The following is a 15,765-nucleotide window of genomic DNA, read 5'->3' on the forward strand; positions in this document are numbered from 1 at the left end:
TAACTACTCTTTTATTATACGAACATTTGTTCGGTATTGCAAGGTAGACAATTCCTATATAAAAATAGCCGGGACATAATGTCCCAGCTAAAACTGCTATATTTAAATAACTTATTAAAGTTCAATCCAGTCTTTACTAGCTTGCGTGAGCATGTGTACCTGTCCGGTATTATCTAAATAAAGGTCATCTTCAATACGCACACCACCTTGATGAGGGAGATAAATTCCGGGTTCAATAGTAAAAGTCATTTGAGCTGGCAACACTTCTGTACTGGCAGCATTTAATGTTGGATATTCGTGACATTCTCGACCCACACTGTGACCGGTACCGTGCATATATTGAGGCCCATAACCACGCTGAGCAATATAATCATGGGCAAAAGCATCGATAGCCTTCAACGGCTGATCTAAATAAATTTGGTCAATAGTTGCCCGTTGGGCAGCCAGTACTAATTGGTAAACTTCTTGCAGTTCTTCACTGACGCTGCCAACAGCGACGGTGCGGGTGATATCAGAATCATAACCGTGATAGACAAAGCCAAAATCCAATACTACTAACTCATGTTCGGCAATGAGCTTATCACTGGCACTGCCATGAGGCATTGCAGAACGAATTCCTGACGCTACAATAGTGGCAAATGAAGTCGCACTCGCGCCTAATTTTTTACCCAAATATTCCATTTCATTGGCAACGGCTAATTCACTGACGCCGGGTTTAAGATAATTAAGAGTCTCCTCAAAAACTTGATCAGCAATTTGAGCCGCTTTTTGAACGCGCGCAATTTCAGCGGAGGTTTTCACCATGCGAATTTTTTCCACAAGATTACTGGAATCAAGCAACTGCCAACTCTGATGGTTCAGCTGGCGAAAGGTGCTGACATTCAAAAAATCTGGTTCAATGATGAGCTGGTGGATTTGTTGCTGCACTAAAAACTGCACCAAACTAATTTGAGCGCGATCAACAATTACAAACTGAGGAACTAAGGCCTTAATTTCGGCAAAGAAGCGGCCATCAGTATATAAATACACCTGCTGTGGCGTAATGATGATTAAGCCTTCATAATCAGTAAATTCTAATAAATAACTAAGATTGGCTGGCCGACTCACTAACAAGGCATCGGCCTTTTTAGCGGCTATTTCTTGACGAATTTGGGTAAATTTATCCATGGATAATACCTCCTACACGCTCACCATCTTGATGGCAATTACATTTTCATTCATTGATATATCCTCGATGATATCAGCATAGTTCATCTTATTAGGAATCTCAATATCATAGACGTTAGTGTAGATATGATTATTGGCGTCCGCTTGATCGACGTTAAAGTTGACATCCCGCACCACGATATCATGTTCATCAAAGTAGTCTTGAATAAAGATTTTGGTTTCTTTTTTGTGACGGTATTGAATCATGATTTTTTTAACAGGAGTAATATGCAAAATCCGCTTTAAAGCTCCCAATACTAAGAAGATTACGACAGTTCCAGCAATGGCAATATCATAATTGCCCATCCCGACAGCCAAGCCTAACCCAGCTACGGTCCACAGACTGGCTGCCGTGGTTAAGCCGCGGACTACTTGATGATGTACCAAAATAGTCCCTGCACCTAAGAAACCGACACCACTAACAACTTGGGCCGTTAGACGAGCTTCATCAGCGCGGATAACTCCGGAATACTGGGGGTAGCGGCTGGCCATAAGCAAAGCATTAAAGCCAATTTCTTTTTGAATCATGGCAATAATACAAGCTCCGACACAGACTAGAATATGGGTGCGAATACCAGCGGAATGATTCTTTTGCTGACGATTATAACCAATGACGCCAGCACATAAGACTGATAGAACCAAGCGCAAGACAATCTCCCAAAGTGACAAATGTAAATCCATTAATTGGGCCCCCTTCCCTGCTTAGGTTTATAATTGTTCTATTATACTCACTTTGGTCTAAAAGGCAAAAATCAGCAAGCGTTTCCCAATATTCGAAAATATCGAACTTCGGAAAATGTTATTAATGTTTAATTTTCTTTAGTCCCGAAAAATAATGATAAAAATATTCATCCATATACTCACCGGATTTCTGGGAAATATCGGGCATACCATAATTAACGGAAAATTTACTCTTTGGATAATAACTTAGTGGCGGTATCTTTACGGTTGTATGACCCTGCTGAAGTTGCTGATTGATATATTCATAACGCTGATAAATTGCCTGTGATGATTGAAACCAATCGTGAATTCCCCAATTTACATAGAAAATACTACCAATACATATAATTAACATGATAGCTTCACCTAAAAATTTTCTTATACGCAAAAAATAATCCAAATTGTCAGGCAAAAGTGTTAAAACCGCAATAAGTAAAAAGATTATTCCACCAAAATAAGCACGGCCACCATCCCAGGTATAAATTGGTGCAATTACTAAGGCCATAATTGCTAATCCACCAGCTATTATAAAAAATAAAGAGATAGCTGTTTTAGACAAACTAAAATAGTACGTTTTCATTATTATAACCATTAATGCAGTCAAAATTAATAATCCTAGATAATAATGGGAAATTGTTAAAATTACATTTATACAGCCGTTAAATACTTTAGCAAAATACGGTTGATTACTAGAATTAAAAATTGTGATCTGCCCTGATGTCCGTTTTTGATTTGCTGGAGCAAATAATAAGCACAAATATCCAATTACTAATATAACAAAATTAATAACTTTTCTAATTGAAAACGATTTTTTTAAGATTGCTTGTCTATAAAACATAAGAAATATACTTAATATAATTGCTGCAAAAGACGTATTTTCATTTCCCCAGCCTGCTATAAAACTCAAAAACGGCATTATATAAAATGCCCAGCGTTTTGTCTGTTTTGTATTACATAATTCTTCACTAAAGTTGCCAATTAAATATAGCAAAATAATAGTTGTCAGCCAAAGATAATTACCTGCACCCGCTTTCCACAAAACCGTTTGACCAAAAGCAGGAATATTAAAAATTAAAAGTGCTAGTAATATGATATATTTTTTTATGGAATGATGTTTTTTAACACTAATTATAAAAATTAAAAATGTCAATAAACAAAAAACTGCTGCATTTAATATTGCAAATATAAGAAGGGGGACATTATCTAATATTCGATATATTAATTGCCCAAAAAAACGGCCATTACCACCGACACAGTAATCTTGCCAAGTTAGCTGAATAATTTTAATTAGTGACAATTTTGTCTCTAATAAATCATCTGCATACAATGGTGTTTTTAAGCTTAAGATAAAAATAAATATGTATTCTATTGCCAAAATGCAATACCAACGCCATTTAAACTTACTAATCAGCATAAAATCCTCCATAATGTTTACTAAAATTAAGATTGGGAGCTACGAAATGAAAAAAAATATAGTTAATATTGTTTATTGGGTTATTTTATTTATTGGTGCTTTTTTAATATTAATATCCCAAATTTTAGCAAGTAACATTAGAACTTGCCAATTAAATTTATCCAAAACTATTATTCACTGCATGCAAGCTACTGGAACTACAATTATCATTGCAAATATTATCATATTCTTAAATACCATCTTATTTAATAACCTATTTTTGATTAATAGAAAACATAACAAAGCAGGACTGTGACTAATTAGGTCATAGTCCTGCTTTCAACTAAGAACAAATGTAAATCTATTACTTATACTTTTACTTGCCTGGATTTGCAAAAATTTCTACAACATAGTATCGATTAGCAGTTTTATTTAGGTAAACGCCAATGCCTATATCTGTAAAATCAGGATTGATAAGAGTTGCATATTGAGAAGAAAAATTATGAAACTTCAGCATATTTAGCGCTACAATCTGCTCAAGAGTTGAATTTTGATCAGGGATATAGTTAACAATCTCATTATAATTGTTTTGTGTATGGGGATAAATTTGTTGTGTTAAAATTGTTGTCCAATCTTGTCCATTGGGGCGTACACTACCAAAAATTTTTGCCTGCTCTTGTGCCCTCGTAGCTGCTGCATTCATTAATCCAGCATGATGGTGTAAAGGAGCAAGTCCCCTTTGGCTGCGCTCAGTATTAATAGCAGAATAAATAGATTCACTGATTGTTTCAGGATCATTATTGTTTACTGGAGTTACATTATTAGGTTTATTAGAATCTGAATTATCAACAATTCCAAAATCAGCTATATATTTAACATCACTATTCTGTAATGGGCGACTAGATCTCATATATTGATCAGAAATATATTCATTAGTAGAAATACGGAAGAAATATTCGCCATGCTTGTTTTTGACGACATTGGATACTTTCCATACTGATTTTTCAGGAAAACGTGTATTATCTTTAAGATAGCTTCGCGATGAATTATTAAAGATAACTGGTGCTTTACTAATAATGGTACCTAACAATTGTCCTTCATTATTAACATTTTGGGGACTAAAATTGGTATAACTATCGTCATCCCTGAGCCATTCATGGGAAGATACTTGGTAAAAGTAATGTCCATTCATTATTTTAACTTGGCCCACACGCCAGTCACTTTTCGCAACTAATAGGCGTGAAACTTTAAATACACCGTCGTCTGTATACAAATGTGCTGCTGGAAGTTTGGATACTGTAGCAACATTATAGTTAAAGTCATTCGCATTGGCCTTGGCTGAACGAACATTAGTCATCAAACCAATAGCCATTAAAAGTGAGACACCTGTTATTCCATGTAATATTTTATGAGTTTTCATTCATTTTACCTCTTAATTAAGATTACTATTTATTATAATACAAACTACTTCAGTATACTGTTATTAATCATTAAAAACTATATTTTTAAAAAACTTATATTTGTTAATTTTATTAATTCACAAAAACACCTCGGTAATTTTGCCGAGGTGTTTGGAGTAGGTTATCATTATTTTTTAATTATTAAAACAAGGGTAATTCGTTAGTTTCGACATATTTAGCCGAAATGGGCTTAAAGTAAATTTGTTCATTGTCCCGCATGAATAATTGTGCATCAGCGATTGTCTGCATTTGAGCTCGGACGCGCTCAGCGTCTAAGTTCTGATCGACATATTTTAATGCTAAAGTCCGTTTTTTACCTGTTTCTGATTGAAATCCTAATTGTAAAACGCGCATAATTATTGTCCTCCTTATATTCTAATTAGTTGCCAAAATGGTGGAATGAACAGTGATATCGGCACTTGCCAATTGTAAATCACTGCCTAAATTGGCTAAGGCTGTTCCGACAGCTATCACTTGTTCGTCACTGGGATTAGCAATCATATTCGCCAGATGTTGTTGAATGAGATCGACTTTACCAGCTTGGGCGAATTGATAATTAACGGCGGTACTGAGCCAATTGTGTGTTGTTTTCATGATACTTACCTCCTTGAATTTGGTAGGCTAACTACTGGCCAGCAATTATTGTCTACACCCCTAGTAACGTTTAAAAAACAAAAAACGGAACTAATCCAAGCAATTAGGTTTATTTTTTTATAAATCAGTTTATAATAGATGTTGGTATTCGGTTTTACCTGCTCATAATTTATTATGGAGATTGTGAACTAGTTGTTACTAAAAAGCCCACTGTTTTAAGAACAGTGGGCTTTTTAGCGGCTAATTCTCACGGCTGACATACTTAGCTTTAATCCAGTTGCTATTAACAATGTGATAAAATATCTCGCCCGCAATGAGAATTTCAGCATCAATCTTTAATTTTGTTCCATTGTCTACTAGATGTGATTCTAGTTTAGTTTGGGCCAATGATTGAGAATCAATCTGCCACAAGACTGCCTGCATGTTGTCGGGGATTTTGACGATGACTGTATAATCAACTGGCGTGACCTGCCACAACTTAGGCTGTTTAACCTTGGCTTTATCATCAACTAAGACTACATCACTAGCTCGCACCCATTGGTGCGGTGCAATTAGATAATAGACCTGGCCGTCGACTTCTTTTTGCTGGGTGTAAGTGCCAAAGGTATTTGGCTGCAAGACCGTTTGCAAGAGCTGTTGTTGGTCATCACCAAAAACAGGAATGGTCTCTTGTTGGGATTTGACCAAGAATTTGTGGTCAGCTTGAGCTACCCATTGTTTGGCATCAGCACGCTTAGGCTGAGGTGTTGGCAGTTTTTGATATCGTAATTCAAATTGTAAGGTTCGATCTGCTTGATACTTAATAACTGTATTAGGTTCCACAAAAGTAGGAATTTGTTCATCGTTCAATCCGGTAATCATCTGCACAGCATAGCGATAACCACTAATTTTAGGAATATCAAACTTCACCGGTTGACCAACTTCGCCCGTTAAAAGTTTTTGTGGCCGAATCGGCTGCATTTGCATGTCGATATAATTAATTATTGCTTGGGCTTCTTTCATGTTTCCCCCTCCAAATTATGTAATTTTACTTAAATGGTAAATTGCTTTCACTAGGCTTATTTTCTATTATAATAGTTTTTACAAATTCAGCCACTATCAATCCAGCGATCTAATAATTTTACCAATAACTAGACGCAAGTTTAGTCTTTGATATATAATTAGATAAATCATAATTTATATGATGCCAACCAAAAGAGTCCACAGTTATTATGGTGGGCTTTTTTTGTGATTACGGCCTGATTACAATTTTATTGCAGCCCTGTGTGGTCTGAACAATCATGCTATAATAACGATGATTACAAACTCAAGGAGGTTTTATTGATGAAAAAGCAACTGACAACCTTCATTGCCTTGGCGGCTAGTATTTTAATCTTAAGTGGTTGTCATAATTCGCAATCTAATGCTAATCATGACCAACAGATTTATTCGAGTGTAATGGTCAAGGGCAAACAAGCGGTAGCACAGAATAATTTTGCTGCCGCTGATGCCTATTATCAAGCGGCTTTGACAGCTAAACCTGATGATTCGCAAGCTAAAATTTACCAACAGCAAGCTCAAGCCTTGAATAGCGCCCAAAAGGCTCTAGACCGTTACTCTTTGGCAGAAGCTAAAGATCACCTAGAAGATGTCAAAGATAACGACCATGGCTCCAGCAAAATGCAGGCTCGTGCGCGCAAATTACTCCAATTAATTCCCACTATTCAAAACCATCGCAAAGCATACCGCAACCAAATCGAAAAAGCGACCACAGCTAGTGACAGCCAAGATTACAAGCAAGCCCAGACACTTGTTGTTGCCTTATTAGAAAAAACAGATTTTCACAAAAGATATTATCGTGACTTCTATCAACAGGCCAATGAACTGCTCTTAACCAGTGTAAAAAATCTCAAATCTGACACTTCTCATGCTACTACTAACCGGCCCGCTGCTGCGGATAACGCTGAACATGCGCCCGGAGAATCTGATGCCATCAAGAATCCTACTGCTAACGGTCAAAAGATTACTACTGCTGATATTCAAAAAGCCCGTAAACAGTTACGTGAACAAGGTGTGCAAGAAGCAGCTGCTAGTGACAGTGACATCATCCGGGCAATTCAAAAAGCTAAGGCAGATGGTCGCAACACTATTACGCCAGAAGATGCTGGATTTTAATTAAGCAATATCATTTTAATAGATATCAAAAAACCGAAACCCTATGAGCTTCGGTTTTTTTAATTGACGTTTTATTTATTCCATAAAAAGTGCATTAAAATGCGGTCCACTTGCTTGTTCTCATGCAGACGACTGTGCTGACCATTGCGACCGCTGATTTTGATTTCTTGATAGGATAAAGCCCGCGAACCAATTAAATACCGTAAAGATTGAGCAGAGGCATTAGAAACATCACCATCTGAATGGGTACCGTCCTTCTTATCGCCAAAGATATTCAACACCCGAACTTGGTGACGTGGATATTTTTGACGCAAAGCCATCAGGGTTTGATAGTTATGATCTAGATGATCAGGTCGACCCTGGCGGTTTAACTTTAAACGATTAGGTCGATCACCTTCACCTAACACTCCATCAAAGTGCCCCGCAATATTTACTTGACGTTCTAATTTAGGCAAATGCTTTTGAGAAGCATTATCTAATAAGTAATATACGATAGCCATATTACCCATGGAATGACCGACTAAGTTGATACGTTTAATATGATAAACCCGCTGCAGTTTTACAATAACATTTTTTAACCAACAGCCATCTTGATGAAAATTGGTATTGCGATTATCTTGAAAACCTACTTCAATTATCGGATTGTGAGCATTAGCAGGAATGTGTCCGCGCAACTTGACCTGACCTTTTGGCGTTACCAAGGCCTGAGTGATACTGTTAGAAATTCCCGCGCGCTTAATGGAATTGGTCATTTGCTGTTCAGCATGGACACTGCTGCCCCAACCATGTAAAAATAGCGTGGGTGTGGACTTGACAGCGGTTGGCTGACTATAAGCAGTGTGGACTTGACTGCCGAAGACAATAAGAATAAGCGCCACTATAATAGTAGTAAAGAGATATTTTTTGGAAGACATATTTACACCTACTTATTTTATTTTGAGAAAAATCTGTTGCAGTTCGTGATTAAAGCGCTTTAGCCTTTAGCAGGGTTCAAGTCCACCCTCCAAATATTGCCGCCATAGGTACACTTGCAAGAACAACAAATCTTCAGAATATCATTAGTATACCAACTTGAGGTTTTAAATGGATAATTTTTAACTTACATAATTATTAAGCCGCTTTTAAAGTAATATTCTATGTCCTCAAGTAATTATTAATAACAAATAGTGATTTCAAAAATCACCTGTATTTCTAGTTTAGTCTGACTCATTGGGCTTGTCTAATATCAATAAATGATGACAAATTATAACCAAAATGCATAAATATTTGCGAAAAATTTGATTTCTTTAAAGTCTTGACCTCATCACCATTCGCCACAAAAATGCTGTCTTGAACACTTGTGAGCCTGGCACATCCTTGGAACTTAGTGTCTAAATACGTTAGACTAGTAATATAACTTTTTAACATTGTTACTCCAATTACCGAAGGAGGTTTTTGTTTGGAGAAAGAAGCAAAAGTTAAAGTTCACAATCTGACTAAGATTTTTGGTACTCATAAAAGTGAAGCCCTCAAGTTACTGCAGCAGGGTGTATCTAAGGCGGATATTCTCAAACGCACGGGCGCCACAGTGGGTGTCAACCGTGCCAACTTTTCTGTTCAGGCCGGTGAAATCTTCGTCATTATGGGACTATCAGGTAGTGGTAAATCTACTTTAGTCCGCATGCTCAATCGCCTGATTAATCCCACGCGTGGCGAAGTTTTCATTGAAGGCGCTGATGTTATGAAGCTGAATAAGAAACAGCTACGGCAAGTCCGCCAACAAAAAATCAGTATGGTTTTTCAAAATTTCGCCCTTTTCCCAAATATGACTGTACTGCAAAACGCCGGTTATGGTCTTGAAGTTCAAGGCATTGATCTGCAAACACGTAATCAAAAGGCTCATGAGGCTTTAGAATTGGTCCACTTACATGGCTATGATGATCAGTATCCCGATCAATTATCCGGTGGGATGCAGCAACGCGTGGGACTAGCGCGTGCTTTGGCCAATGATTCTCAAATTTTACTGATGGATGAGGCTTTTTCTGCACTTGATCCGTTAAATCGACGGGATATGCAAGATCAATTATTAGAAATCCAAGAAAAAATGCATAAAACCATCATTTTTATCAGTCACGACTTAAATGAGGCTTTACGCATTGGTGATCGGATTTTAATTATGCATGACGGCACAATTGATCAAATTGGCGATCCTGAAACTATCCTGACTAATCCAGCCAATGATTATGTAGAACGTTTTATTGAAGATGTTGATCGGACTAAGGCTTTGACAGTCAAAAGTGTTATGACCAAAGCCAGTACGATTAATATTAAGACATCGGGTCCCCGCGTAGCTTTGCGCCAAATGCGGATTAATGATATTTCCTCTATTTATGTTGTTGATGATGAGCATCGCTTTGTGGGGTTTGTAGATTCCGATGATGTAGCTGCCCTTATCCATAAGAAAAGTAAAGATTTACGTTCCGTGATGAAGACTGACGTCCCGATTACTGGGCCAGATGTTTTAATCAATGACTTAATGGATAAAATTTCCAAAACACCTATTCCATATGCCGTTTTAGATGACCAACACCATTTATTAGGAATTATTCTTAGAGGTTCAGTACTGGCAGCAATTGCTGGTGAGGAGGTTGGACAATGATCAGTGCAGTACAAATTCCTAAAATTCCCCTAGCTGACTGGATTAATGCCTTAGTTGATTGGTTAAGTCAGTTTAGTGGGTTCTTTAATAGTATTACTAACTTTTTTCAGGGTATTATTAACGCCTTTCAGTGGGTATTTGATATTTTACCGGTTGGTGTGTTAATAATTATTGTCCTGGCCATTACTTACTGGCAAAAGCGACATACCAAAAAATGGGGCCTCTTAACCTTTGAATTACTGGGCTTATTATTAATTTGGAATCTGGGCTTTTGGCATGATATGACCGAAACTTTAACCTTGGTTCTCACTTCCACATTAATTGCGCTTGTGGTTGGTGTTCCCTTAGGTATTTGGATGGCCAAAAAAACGCTCGTGCAGACGATTGTTAATCCGATTTTAGACTTTATGCAGACTATGCCGGCTTTTGTCTATTTAATTCCAGCGGTAGCCTTCTTTGGCATTGGGATGGTACCCGGCGTGTTGGCTTCAGTTATTTTTGCCACACCGCCCACAGTCCGTATGACTAATCTGGGTATTCGGCAAGTGCCTGCGGATTTAGTCGAAGCGGCAGATGCTTATGGTGCTAGTGCTTGGCAAAAATTAATTAAAGTAGAATTGCCGCTCGCTCGTTCTACTATTATGGCTGGTATCAATCAAAGTTTAATGCTGGCGCTATCTATGGTGGTAATTGCTTCGATGATTGGGGCACTAGGTTTAGGTACACAGGTTTATTTTGCTGTCGGTCGTAATGACGCGGGAGCCGGTTTTGCTGCTGGTTTAGCGGTAGTTATTTTGGCAATTATCCTCGATCGCATTACCCAAGCGTTGACGCAAGACCGCCATCAGCATTAAGGAGGTTTTATGAAGAAAAAATTAAAACTGGGATTTTTAAGTCTTGCCCTTATAACTTTACTAGTTGGCTGCAGCGGAGCCAGTTTACCCGCTTATAATTCCCAAAAAGCCGTAGGCCCGCAAATTAATTACACTATTACTGGTATTGAAGCGGGAGCCGGCATTATGGGGCGGGCAGATCAAGCCTTAGACTCTTACCAGTTAAAAAAACATAATTGGCAATTAATGACTAGTTCCACAGCAGCGATGATTAGTACCCTCGATAAGGCTACCAAAAATCGTCAGCCAATTGTCGTGACAGCCTGGGAACCACACTGGATGGTTGAAAAATATCATCTTAAATTCCTTAAAGATCCCCAGCATGTTTTTGGTAAAGGGGAAAGTATGCAGACAATTGCTCGTTTGGGTCTTCAAAAAGACCAACCGGGAGTTTATCAATTTTTCAAGAATTTCCACTGGCAGTTAAATGAGGCTACGCCATTAATGCTGCAAATTAATCGTGGTACGAACACTAAAACGGCTATTAATGAATACTTGCGCCAACATCCGCAACAGGTCAAAAGTTGGTTAAAAGATGTTCCTGTCGGCAAAGGTCAAGAAGTTACATTAGTCTACCCCGCCTTTGACTACGAAGTGGCCGCTACCAATCTCGTTAAGCAAGTTCTCTCACAGCATGGCTATCAAGTGACTTTGAAGCAATTAGATGTGGGCATTATGTGGAGTGCTTTGGCTTCTAAATCAGCCGATGTCAGTGTTGTCGGTGAATTACCAGTAACTCAAGGTCTCTATTACAAAAAATATCGCCATCAAGTACAAGTAATTCGGCAAAACTTAACTGGCGCACATACCGGTTTAGCGGTTCCTAGTTATATGAAAGATGTTAATACCATCGCCGACTTAAAAAATAAATAATTAATATAAAAATTAAGGTCTCCCGTTTGTAAAACTTGAGGAGACCTTTTTTATTACCAATAATTCCAATATTTGCCTTTTTCCTTGCCATGGCGGCGCTGGCATAAATCTAAAATCCACACAACTACTAATAAAATACCTGAAAGCCCTGCTATCACTTCAGTTAATAAGCTCCAACCTTCGAGGTTAATCTTCACCCAGCTTAGCACCCAAAAAATCAAGCTAATACTGCATGAAATATCCCAGATTTTTTCAATGCCCAGCATTAGCTGCGTATATTTAGTCGGATAACTAGTCAAAATATCAGCTAATACGGTTCGTTTTTTTGCTGGCAATAACTGTCTCATGACTTCACATCCCCAAGATGGATTTTCATTGCTATTACAGTAAGAGTATCTTTAATAGTAAATTGCGAGATTTAAGCCAATTATATCTGAAACCGATTTTAGCAGCAAGACAAAAATACTCCAACCCGATCGGGTTGGAGTTAAATTAGCTATTAATTATTCATGGCAGCTAATGCCTGCTGGATTGTTGCACCAGTTGCTCTGCGATTATTCTTAGGATTAACGACAATAAATAGTTGTTTTTGAGTGTCTAATTGTACTTGATATTTCATCTTGATTCCTCCATCCGTTGTGATTCTAGAATGGTCTCAAGGTAGCGATAAATATAGTATACACTTTTACATCAGGTAGTCAACAATTAACTTTCAAAAATGTTTCACTAAATACCAATTACCGACAAAAATTAATATTAAAACTAAATACACCATTATATCCATAACATGATACTTAATCGCTTGATAATCAAATAAGCTGGAATTATGATGGTAACCCTTGGCAATTAAAGCATCTGCAACTTGGTCCGCTTTTTTCATTGAAATCAAAATAATCGGCTGCAACAAAAAGGCATATTCTTTCACTCGCTGCCAACCACGTTGGTTAGAACTGCTGCTTGAGCGTAGCTTGTACGCCTGTTGAACAGTAACAAAGGTTGCCTGAAATTCATTAATAAAAGCCACCATAATAATAATCACTAAAGGCACACCCGCACCATTATATCTGCCCAAAGACACAGAATGAAAGATTTTCCCGACTGACAAAGCCAATTCTTGTGGCGTAGTTTTGATCGTGAGAGCTAGAGCAAACATTAATAATAAAGCAATTCGAATAAATATCTGCAAATCTAAATTAGTCAAATGCAGCCAGCCCCATGACCATAAAACTGGTCCATTCACAAAAAAGAGATTCGCAAATAAATTCAAACTCGGCAAAAATGTCACTAACTTCCAATGCTGAAGCAGCTGTTGTCGTTGCTCAGCACTAAAGGTGGTTGTCACTATAATTACAAACAAACCAATAATAACACCATATTGCCAGTAATAATGAAAGCTAAACATAAACAAAGTCAAAAAAATACAAGTTATCAACTTCGTACGACCATCTAATTTCATAATGTGTGCGCATCCTTATCCCATTGAGCCGCTAAGGCCTGGGCAATTTCCTTATTTGAACGATAATAAGTGGCCGCTGGCAAAAGTCCCGCAGCAATTAATTGTTGGCAAATATGCAAACTTGTCGGTTTTAGCAGGCCAAATTGGGCAAATAATTCTGGCTGCTGGACAACTTGGGCGGTTGGGTAATTATGAAGACCTTGCTTATCTAAAAATAATAATTCATCACACATCTGTAAGGCCTCTTCCAAGTTGTGTGTTACCAAAACCACCAGGTGCTGATCCCGATAGGACTGCAGCAGTGACAGCACAACTTTTTGAAAATGGGCATCTAAGCCTGCTGTAATCTCATCACCTAATAATATTTGTGGTTTACGCAATAACATAATGGCTAAGCCTAGGCGCTTTTTTTGCCCGCCAGATAATTCAAAAGGTGAACGTTCTAGCAAGGGCTGTAATTGCAATAGCTCAATTATTGACTGTAAATCTGCTTGCAGATGATACTCTAATTCTTCGCGTACCGTCTGCTTAAAAAACAAATGATCAGCATCCTGCAGACAGTATCCCACTTGCGTCAAATACTGCCGCAAAGCCGTTTTTGACTGATGAATAGGCTGTTGCTGCCAATAAATATCTCCGGCAGATGGCAAAGTTAAGCCACTTAATAAGTTTAATAAGGTGGATTTGCCCACACCATTAACTCCCACCAAACCGTAAATTTTATTTGTCTGCAGCCGCACAGAAATATCCTGCCATAAAAAATGACTTTTTTGCGGCGGCTGATAATTTAAGTGCTTGATTTCTAACATAGTCTCTCCTGAATAACCCGAATTAACTCTGGTATTTCGGGATTTGATAACGACAGCTGTTGTTCAGTCAGCTGACTAAGATGCTCAGCAATCTGTAAGGTATCCGGCACCGGCAGCTGATTAACACGCAATAATTCAGAATCAGTTAATAAATTTGCAGTTGCTGTTGTTTGAGTAATTTGACCTGCATTTAAAAGCAATACTCGTTTAGTCAAGGCCAATTCTGCTAGTTTATGGGTAATTAACAAGATTGTCACATCTTGTTGTTGGAGCTTTTGTAAAATCTGAAGAACTTGTTGGGTATTTTCAGGATCTAATTGGGCGGTCGGCTCATCTAAAATTAAGAGCTTGGGCTGCACAGCTAACGCTTCAGCAATCGCTAATAATTGTTTTTGGCCTCCTGAAAGGCGCTTAAAGGGCTGATCTATTAACTCTGACAATCCCAGCTGCTGACTAATAGTTTGCATCCGCTCGTGAATTTGGGCTGGTGTCCAGCCAAAATTGCCTAGATATAAGGCCATATCCTCTTGAAAATTAGCACCAATAAATTGCGCATCCACATTTTGAAATACTAAACTCACCTGCTGATGTAACTGCCACTGGGGCGTAAATTCCTGATAATCGACCCCATTGAGTAAAATCTGCCCAGAAGTCGGTTCTAAAATGCGGGTCAATAACTTAGATAAAGTAGTTTTGCCAGAGCCATTAGGTCCGACTAAACCCACGAATTCATGCTCTTTAATAGCAAAATTAAGATCGTGTAAAATTTCGTGTTGAGTCGTCTCAAGTTCCAAATTAACCAATTGTTCAGCCACATACTGCAAGTGGCGTACTTCTAATAATGCTGCTTTCACGTTCCTAATTCTCCTCTAAATCACTTTAAAATAGCTCATTACTAGTAAAATGACTGTAATAACGATTAAGACGGCCACGGCATAATTAGTTAATTTAGCTTCATTATTAATCATATTAAAGTCTGTTTTTCTTAAAATGTTACTCTTCATTAAAGCGTTCACAATTGGCTTGTATAAAATTAAGACAAATAAAGCATTGAGTCCACCCTTAATGAGATTAAATGGCAAAATAATTGGAACTAACATTTTAACAACGGCTGAACGCGGATAACCAAAAAATAGCGGCGTCAATAAATAATTCCATAACAGCATAAAGACAGTCAACATCACAATGCCGGCAATTAGGCCAATAACCAAGCTCTTAGTCTTTTTCTTGCGCGAATAAGCTACTACTGGTGGCAAGACAAAACATATCGCGGCAATTACATTCATCACAAAACCAATAATACCAGTTGAACTAGTAGTGATTAATTCAAAGAACGGAACTATCACGGACAGAACAATCGCAAATATTGGCCCGAAAACCATTCCCCCTAAGATTAAAATGACATCTTTAGGTTCATATTTCAAAAAGGCAATCATGGGGATTTTTAAAAAGGCAGCCGATAAGTAGGCTAAAGCCCCAAAAGCGGCCAAAAAGGTCACATAGCGAACATAACTTTGGTTCTTTTTCATTACAATTTCCTCCCTCTTGTTGTGAATAACAGATAGTTTA

At 37.8% G+C, this 15,765-nt stretch carries 19 protein-coding genes; 5 read left to right on the forward strand and 14 right to left on the reverse strand.

The genetic code is table 11. The features are described 5' to 3' along the window. Positions 1 to 114: 114 nt before the first annotated feature. From EQ827_RS03410 to EQ827_RS03420, 3 genes are all read right to left on the reverse strand, one after another. Complete coding sequence (locus EQ827_RS03410) at positions 115 to 1,167, reverse strand: M24 family metallopeptidase (RefSeq protein WP_181189582.1); 1,053 nt, start codon at positions 1,165 to 1,167, stop codon at positions 115 to 117. Between the two features lie 12 nt (positions 1,168 to 1,179). Next, complete coding sequence (locus EQ827_RS03415) at positions 1,180 to 1,887, reverse strand: MgtC/SapB family protein (RefSeq protein ID WP_181189583.1); 708 nt, start codon at positions 1,885 to 1,887, stop codon at positions 1,180 to 1,182. A gap of 121 nt (positions 1,888 to 2,008) precedes the next feature. After that, positions 2,009 to 3,340: a DUF3329 domain-containing protein gene (locus EQ827_RS03420; protein ID WP_181189584.1), complete on the reverse strand. Its 1,332-nt coding sequence runs from the start codon at positions 3,338 to 3,340 to the stop codon at positions 2,009 to 2,011. Between the two features lie 46 nt (positions 3,341 to 3,386). On the opposite strand from EQ827_RS03420, the gene EQ827_RS03425 reads away from it, so the two are divergent. Then, positions 3,387 to 3,635, forward strand: a complete 249-nt coding sequence (locus tag EQ827_RS03425) for a hypothetical protein (RefSeq protein ID WP_181189585.1) — start codon at positions 3,387 to 3,389, stop codon at positions 3,633 to 3,635. A 60-nt stretch (positions 3,636 to 3,695) separates the two neighbouring features. Here EQ827_RS03425 and EQ827_RS03430 read toward each other — a convergent pair whose 3' ends face one another. The 4 genes from EQ827_RS03430 to EQ827_RS03445 all read right to left on the reverse strand — a co-directional run bounded on the left by EQ827_RS03430 (position 3,696) and on the right by EQ827_RS03445 (position 6,375). After that, positions 3,696 to 4,739, reverse strand: coding sequence for a CAP domain-containing protein (locus EQ827_RS03430; protein WP_181189586.1), 1,044 nt, complete (start codon positions 4,737 to 4,739; stop codon positions 3,696 to 3,698). 181 nt (positions 4,740 to 4,920) lie between these two features. Further along, positions 4,921 to 5,133: a DUF2922 domain-containing protein gene (locus tag EQ827_RS03435; RefSeq protein WP_181189587.1), complete on the reverse strand. Its 213-nt coding sequence runs from the start codon at positions 5,131 to 5,133 to the stop codon at positions 4,921 to 4,923. A 21-nt stretch (positions 5,134 to 5,154) separates the two neighbouring features. Next, on the reverse strand, positions 5,155 to 5,373 hold the full coding sequence (locus EQ827_RS03440; RefSeq protein ID WP_181189588.1) for a DUF1659 domain-containing protein: 219 nt from the start codon (positions 5,371 to 5,373) through the stop codon (positions 5,155 to 5,157). A 240-nt stretch (positions 5,374 to 5,613) separates the two neighbouring features. Beyond that, positions 5,614 to 6,375, reverse strand: a complete 762-nt coding sequence (locus tag EQ827_RS03445) for a hypothetical protein (protein WP_181189589.1) — start codon at positions 6,373 to 6,375, stop codon at positions 5,614 to 5,616. A 321-nt stretch (positions 6,376 to 6,696) separates the two neighbouring features. Here EQ827_RS03445 and EQ827_RS03450 point away from each other — a divergent pair, with 321 nt between their 5' ends. After that, the gene (locus tag EQ827_RS03450) at positions 6,697 to 7,527 is read left to right on the forward strand and encodes a hypothetical protein (protein ID WP_181189590.1); all 831 of its coding nucleotides are present in this window, start codon (positions 6,697 to 6,699) and stop codon (positions 7,525 to 7,527) included. A 71-nt stretch (positions 7,528 to 7,598) separates the two neighbouring features. Here EQ827_RS03450 and EQ827_RS03455 read toward each other — a convergent pair whose 3' ends face one another. Both EQ827_RS03455 and EQ827_RS03460 read right to left on the reverse strand, forming a co-directional pair. Further along, the gene (locus EQ827_RS03455; RefSeq protein WP_181189591.1) at positions 7,599 to 8,441 is read right to left on the reverse strand and encodes an alpha/beta hydrolase; all 843 of its coding nucleotides are present in this window, start codon (positions 8,439 to 8,441) and stop codon (positions 7,599 to 7,601) included. Positions 8,442 to 8,733: 292 nt separating this feature from the next. Further along, entirely contained in the window at positions 8,734 to 8,934 is a 201-nt protein-coding gene (locus EQ827_RS03460) for a hypothetical protein (protein WP_181189592.1), read from the reverse strand. Positions 8,935 to 8,965: 31 nt separating this feature from the next. On the opposite strand from EQ827_RS03460, the gene EQ827_RS03465 reads away from it, so the two are divergent. From EQ827_RS03465 to EQ827_RS03475, 3 genes are read left to right on the forward strand one after another with little or no spacing between them, the layout of a single operon-like run. Then, positions 8,966 to 10,165 (forward strand): quaternary amine ABC transporter ATP-binding protein, encoded by a 1,200-nt coding sequence (locus EQ827_RS03465; RefSeq protein ID WP_181189593.1) that lies wholly within the window; start codon positions 8,966 to 8,968, stop codon positions 10,163 to 10,165. Then, positions 10,162 to 11,019, forward strand: coding sequence for an ABC transporter permease (locus EQ827_RS03470; protein WP_181189594.1), 858 nt, complete (start codon positions 10,162 to 10,164; stop codon positions 11,017 to 11,019). The genes EQ827_RS03465 and EQ827_RS03470 overlap by 4 nt, the downstream gene beginning before the upstream one ends. Positions 11,020 to 11,028: 9 nt before the next feature. Next, positions 11,029 to 11,931 carry a glycine betaine ABC transporter substrate-binding protein gene (locus EQ827_RS03475; protein WP_181189595.1) on the forward strand — a complete coding sequence of 301 codons (903 nt, stop codon included), beginning with the start codon at positions 11,029 to 11,031 and terminating at the stop codon, positions 11,929 to 11,931. 53 nt (positions 11,932 to 11,984) lie between these two features. Here EQ827_RS03475 and EQ827_RS03480 read toward each other — a convergent pair whose 3' ends face one another. The 5 genes from EQ827_RS03480 to EQ827_RS03500 all read right to left on the reverse strand — a co-directional run bounded on the left by EQ827_RS03480 (position 11,985) and on the right by EQ827_RS03500 (position 15,725). Continuing rightward, a complete protein-coding gene (locus EQ827_RS03480) occupies positions 11,985 to 12,278 on the reverse strand; it encodes a hypothetical protein (protein ID WP_181189596.1) in 294 nt (97 codons plus the stop codon). Between the two features lie 365 nt (positions 12,279 to 12,643). Further along, complete coding sequence (locus EQ827_RS03485) at positions 12,644 to 13,387, reverse strand: energy-coupling factor transporter transmembrane component T family protein (protein ID WP_181189597.1); 744 nt, start codon at positions 13,385 to 13,387, stop codon at positions 12,644 to 12,646. Then, positions 13,384 to 14,196, reverse strand: coding sequence for an ATP-binding cassette domain-containing protein (locus EQ827_RS03490; protein ID WP_181189598.1), 813 nt, complete (start codon positions 14,194 to 14,196; stop codon positions 13,384 to 13,386). The genes EQ827_RS03485 and EQ827_RS03490 overlap by 4 nt, the downstream gene beginning before the upstream one ends. Beyond that, positions 14,190 to 15,050 carry an energy-coupling factor ABC transporter ATP-binding protein gene (locus EQ827_RS03495; RefSeq protein ID WP_181189599.1) on the reverse strand — a complete coding sequence of 287 codons (861 nt, stop codon included), beginning with the start codon at positions 15,048 to 15,050 and terminating at the stop codon, positions 14,190 to 14,192. Before EQ827_RS03495 ends, EQ827_RS03490 begins: the two co-directional genes overlap by 7 nt. A 15-nt stretch (positions 15,051 to 15,065) precedes the next feature. Continuing rightward, positions 15,066 to 15,725 carry an ECF transporter S component gene (locus tag EQ827_RS03500; protein WP_181189600.1) on the reverse strand — a complete coding sequence of 220 codons (660 nt, stop codon included), beginning with the start codon at positions 15,723 to 15,725 and terminating at the stop codon, positions 15,066 to 15,068. Positions 15,726 to 15,765: the final 40 nt, after the last annotated feature.

The sequence above is a fragment of the Bombilactobacillus bombi genome (assembly GCF_013607485.1).
GTDB classification, from domain to species: domain Bacteria; phylum Bacillota; class Bacilli; order Lactobacillales; family Lactobacillaceae; genus Bombilactobacillus; species Bombilactobacillus bombi_A.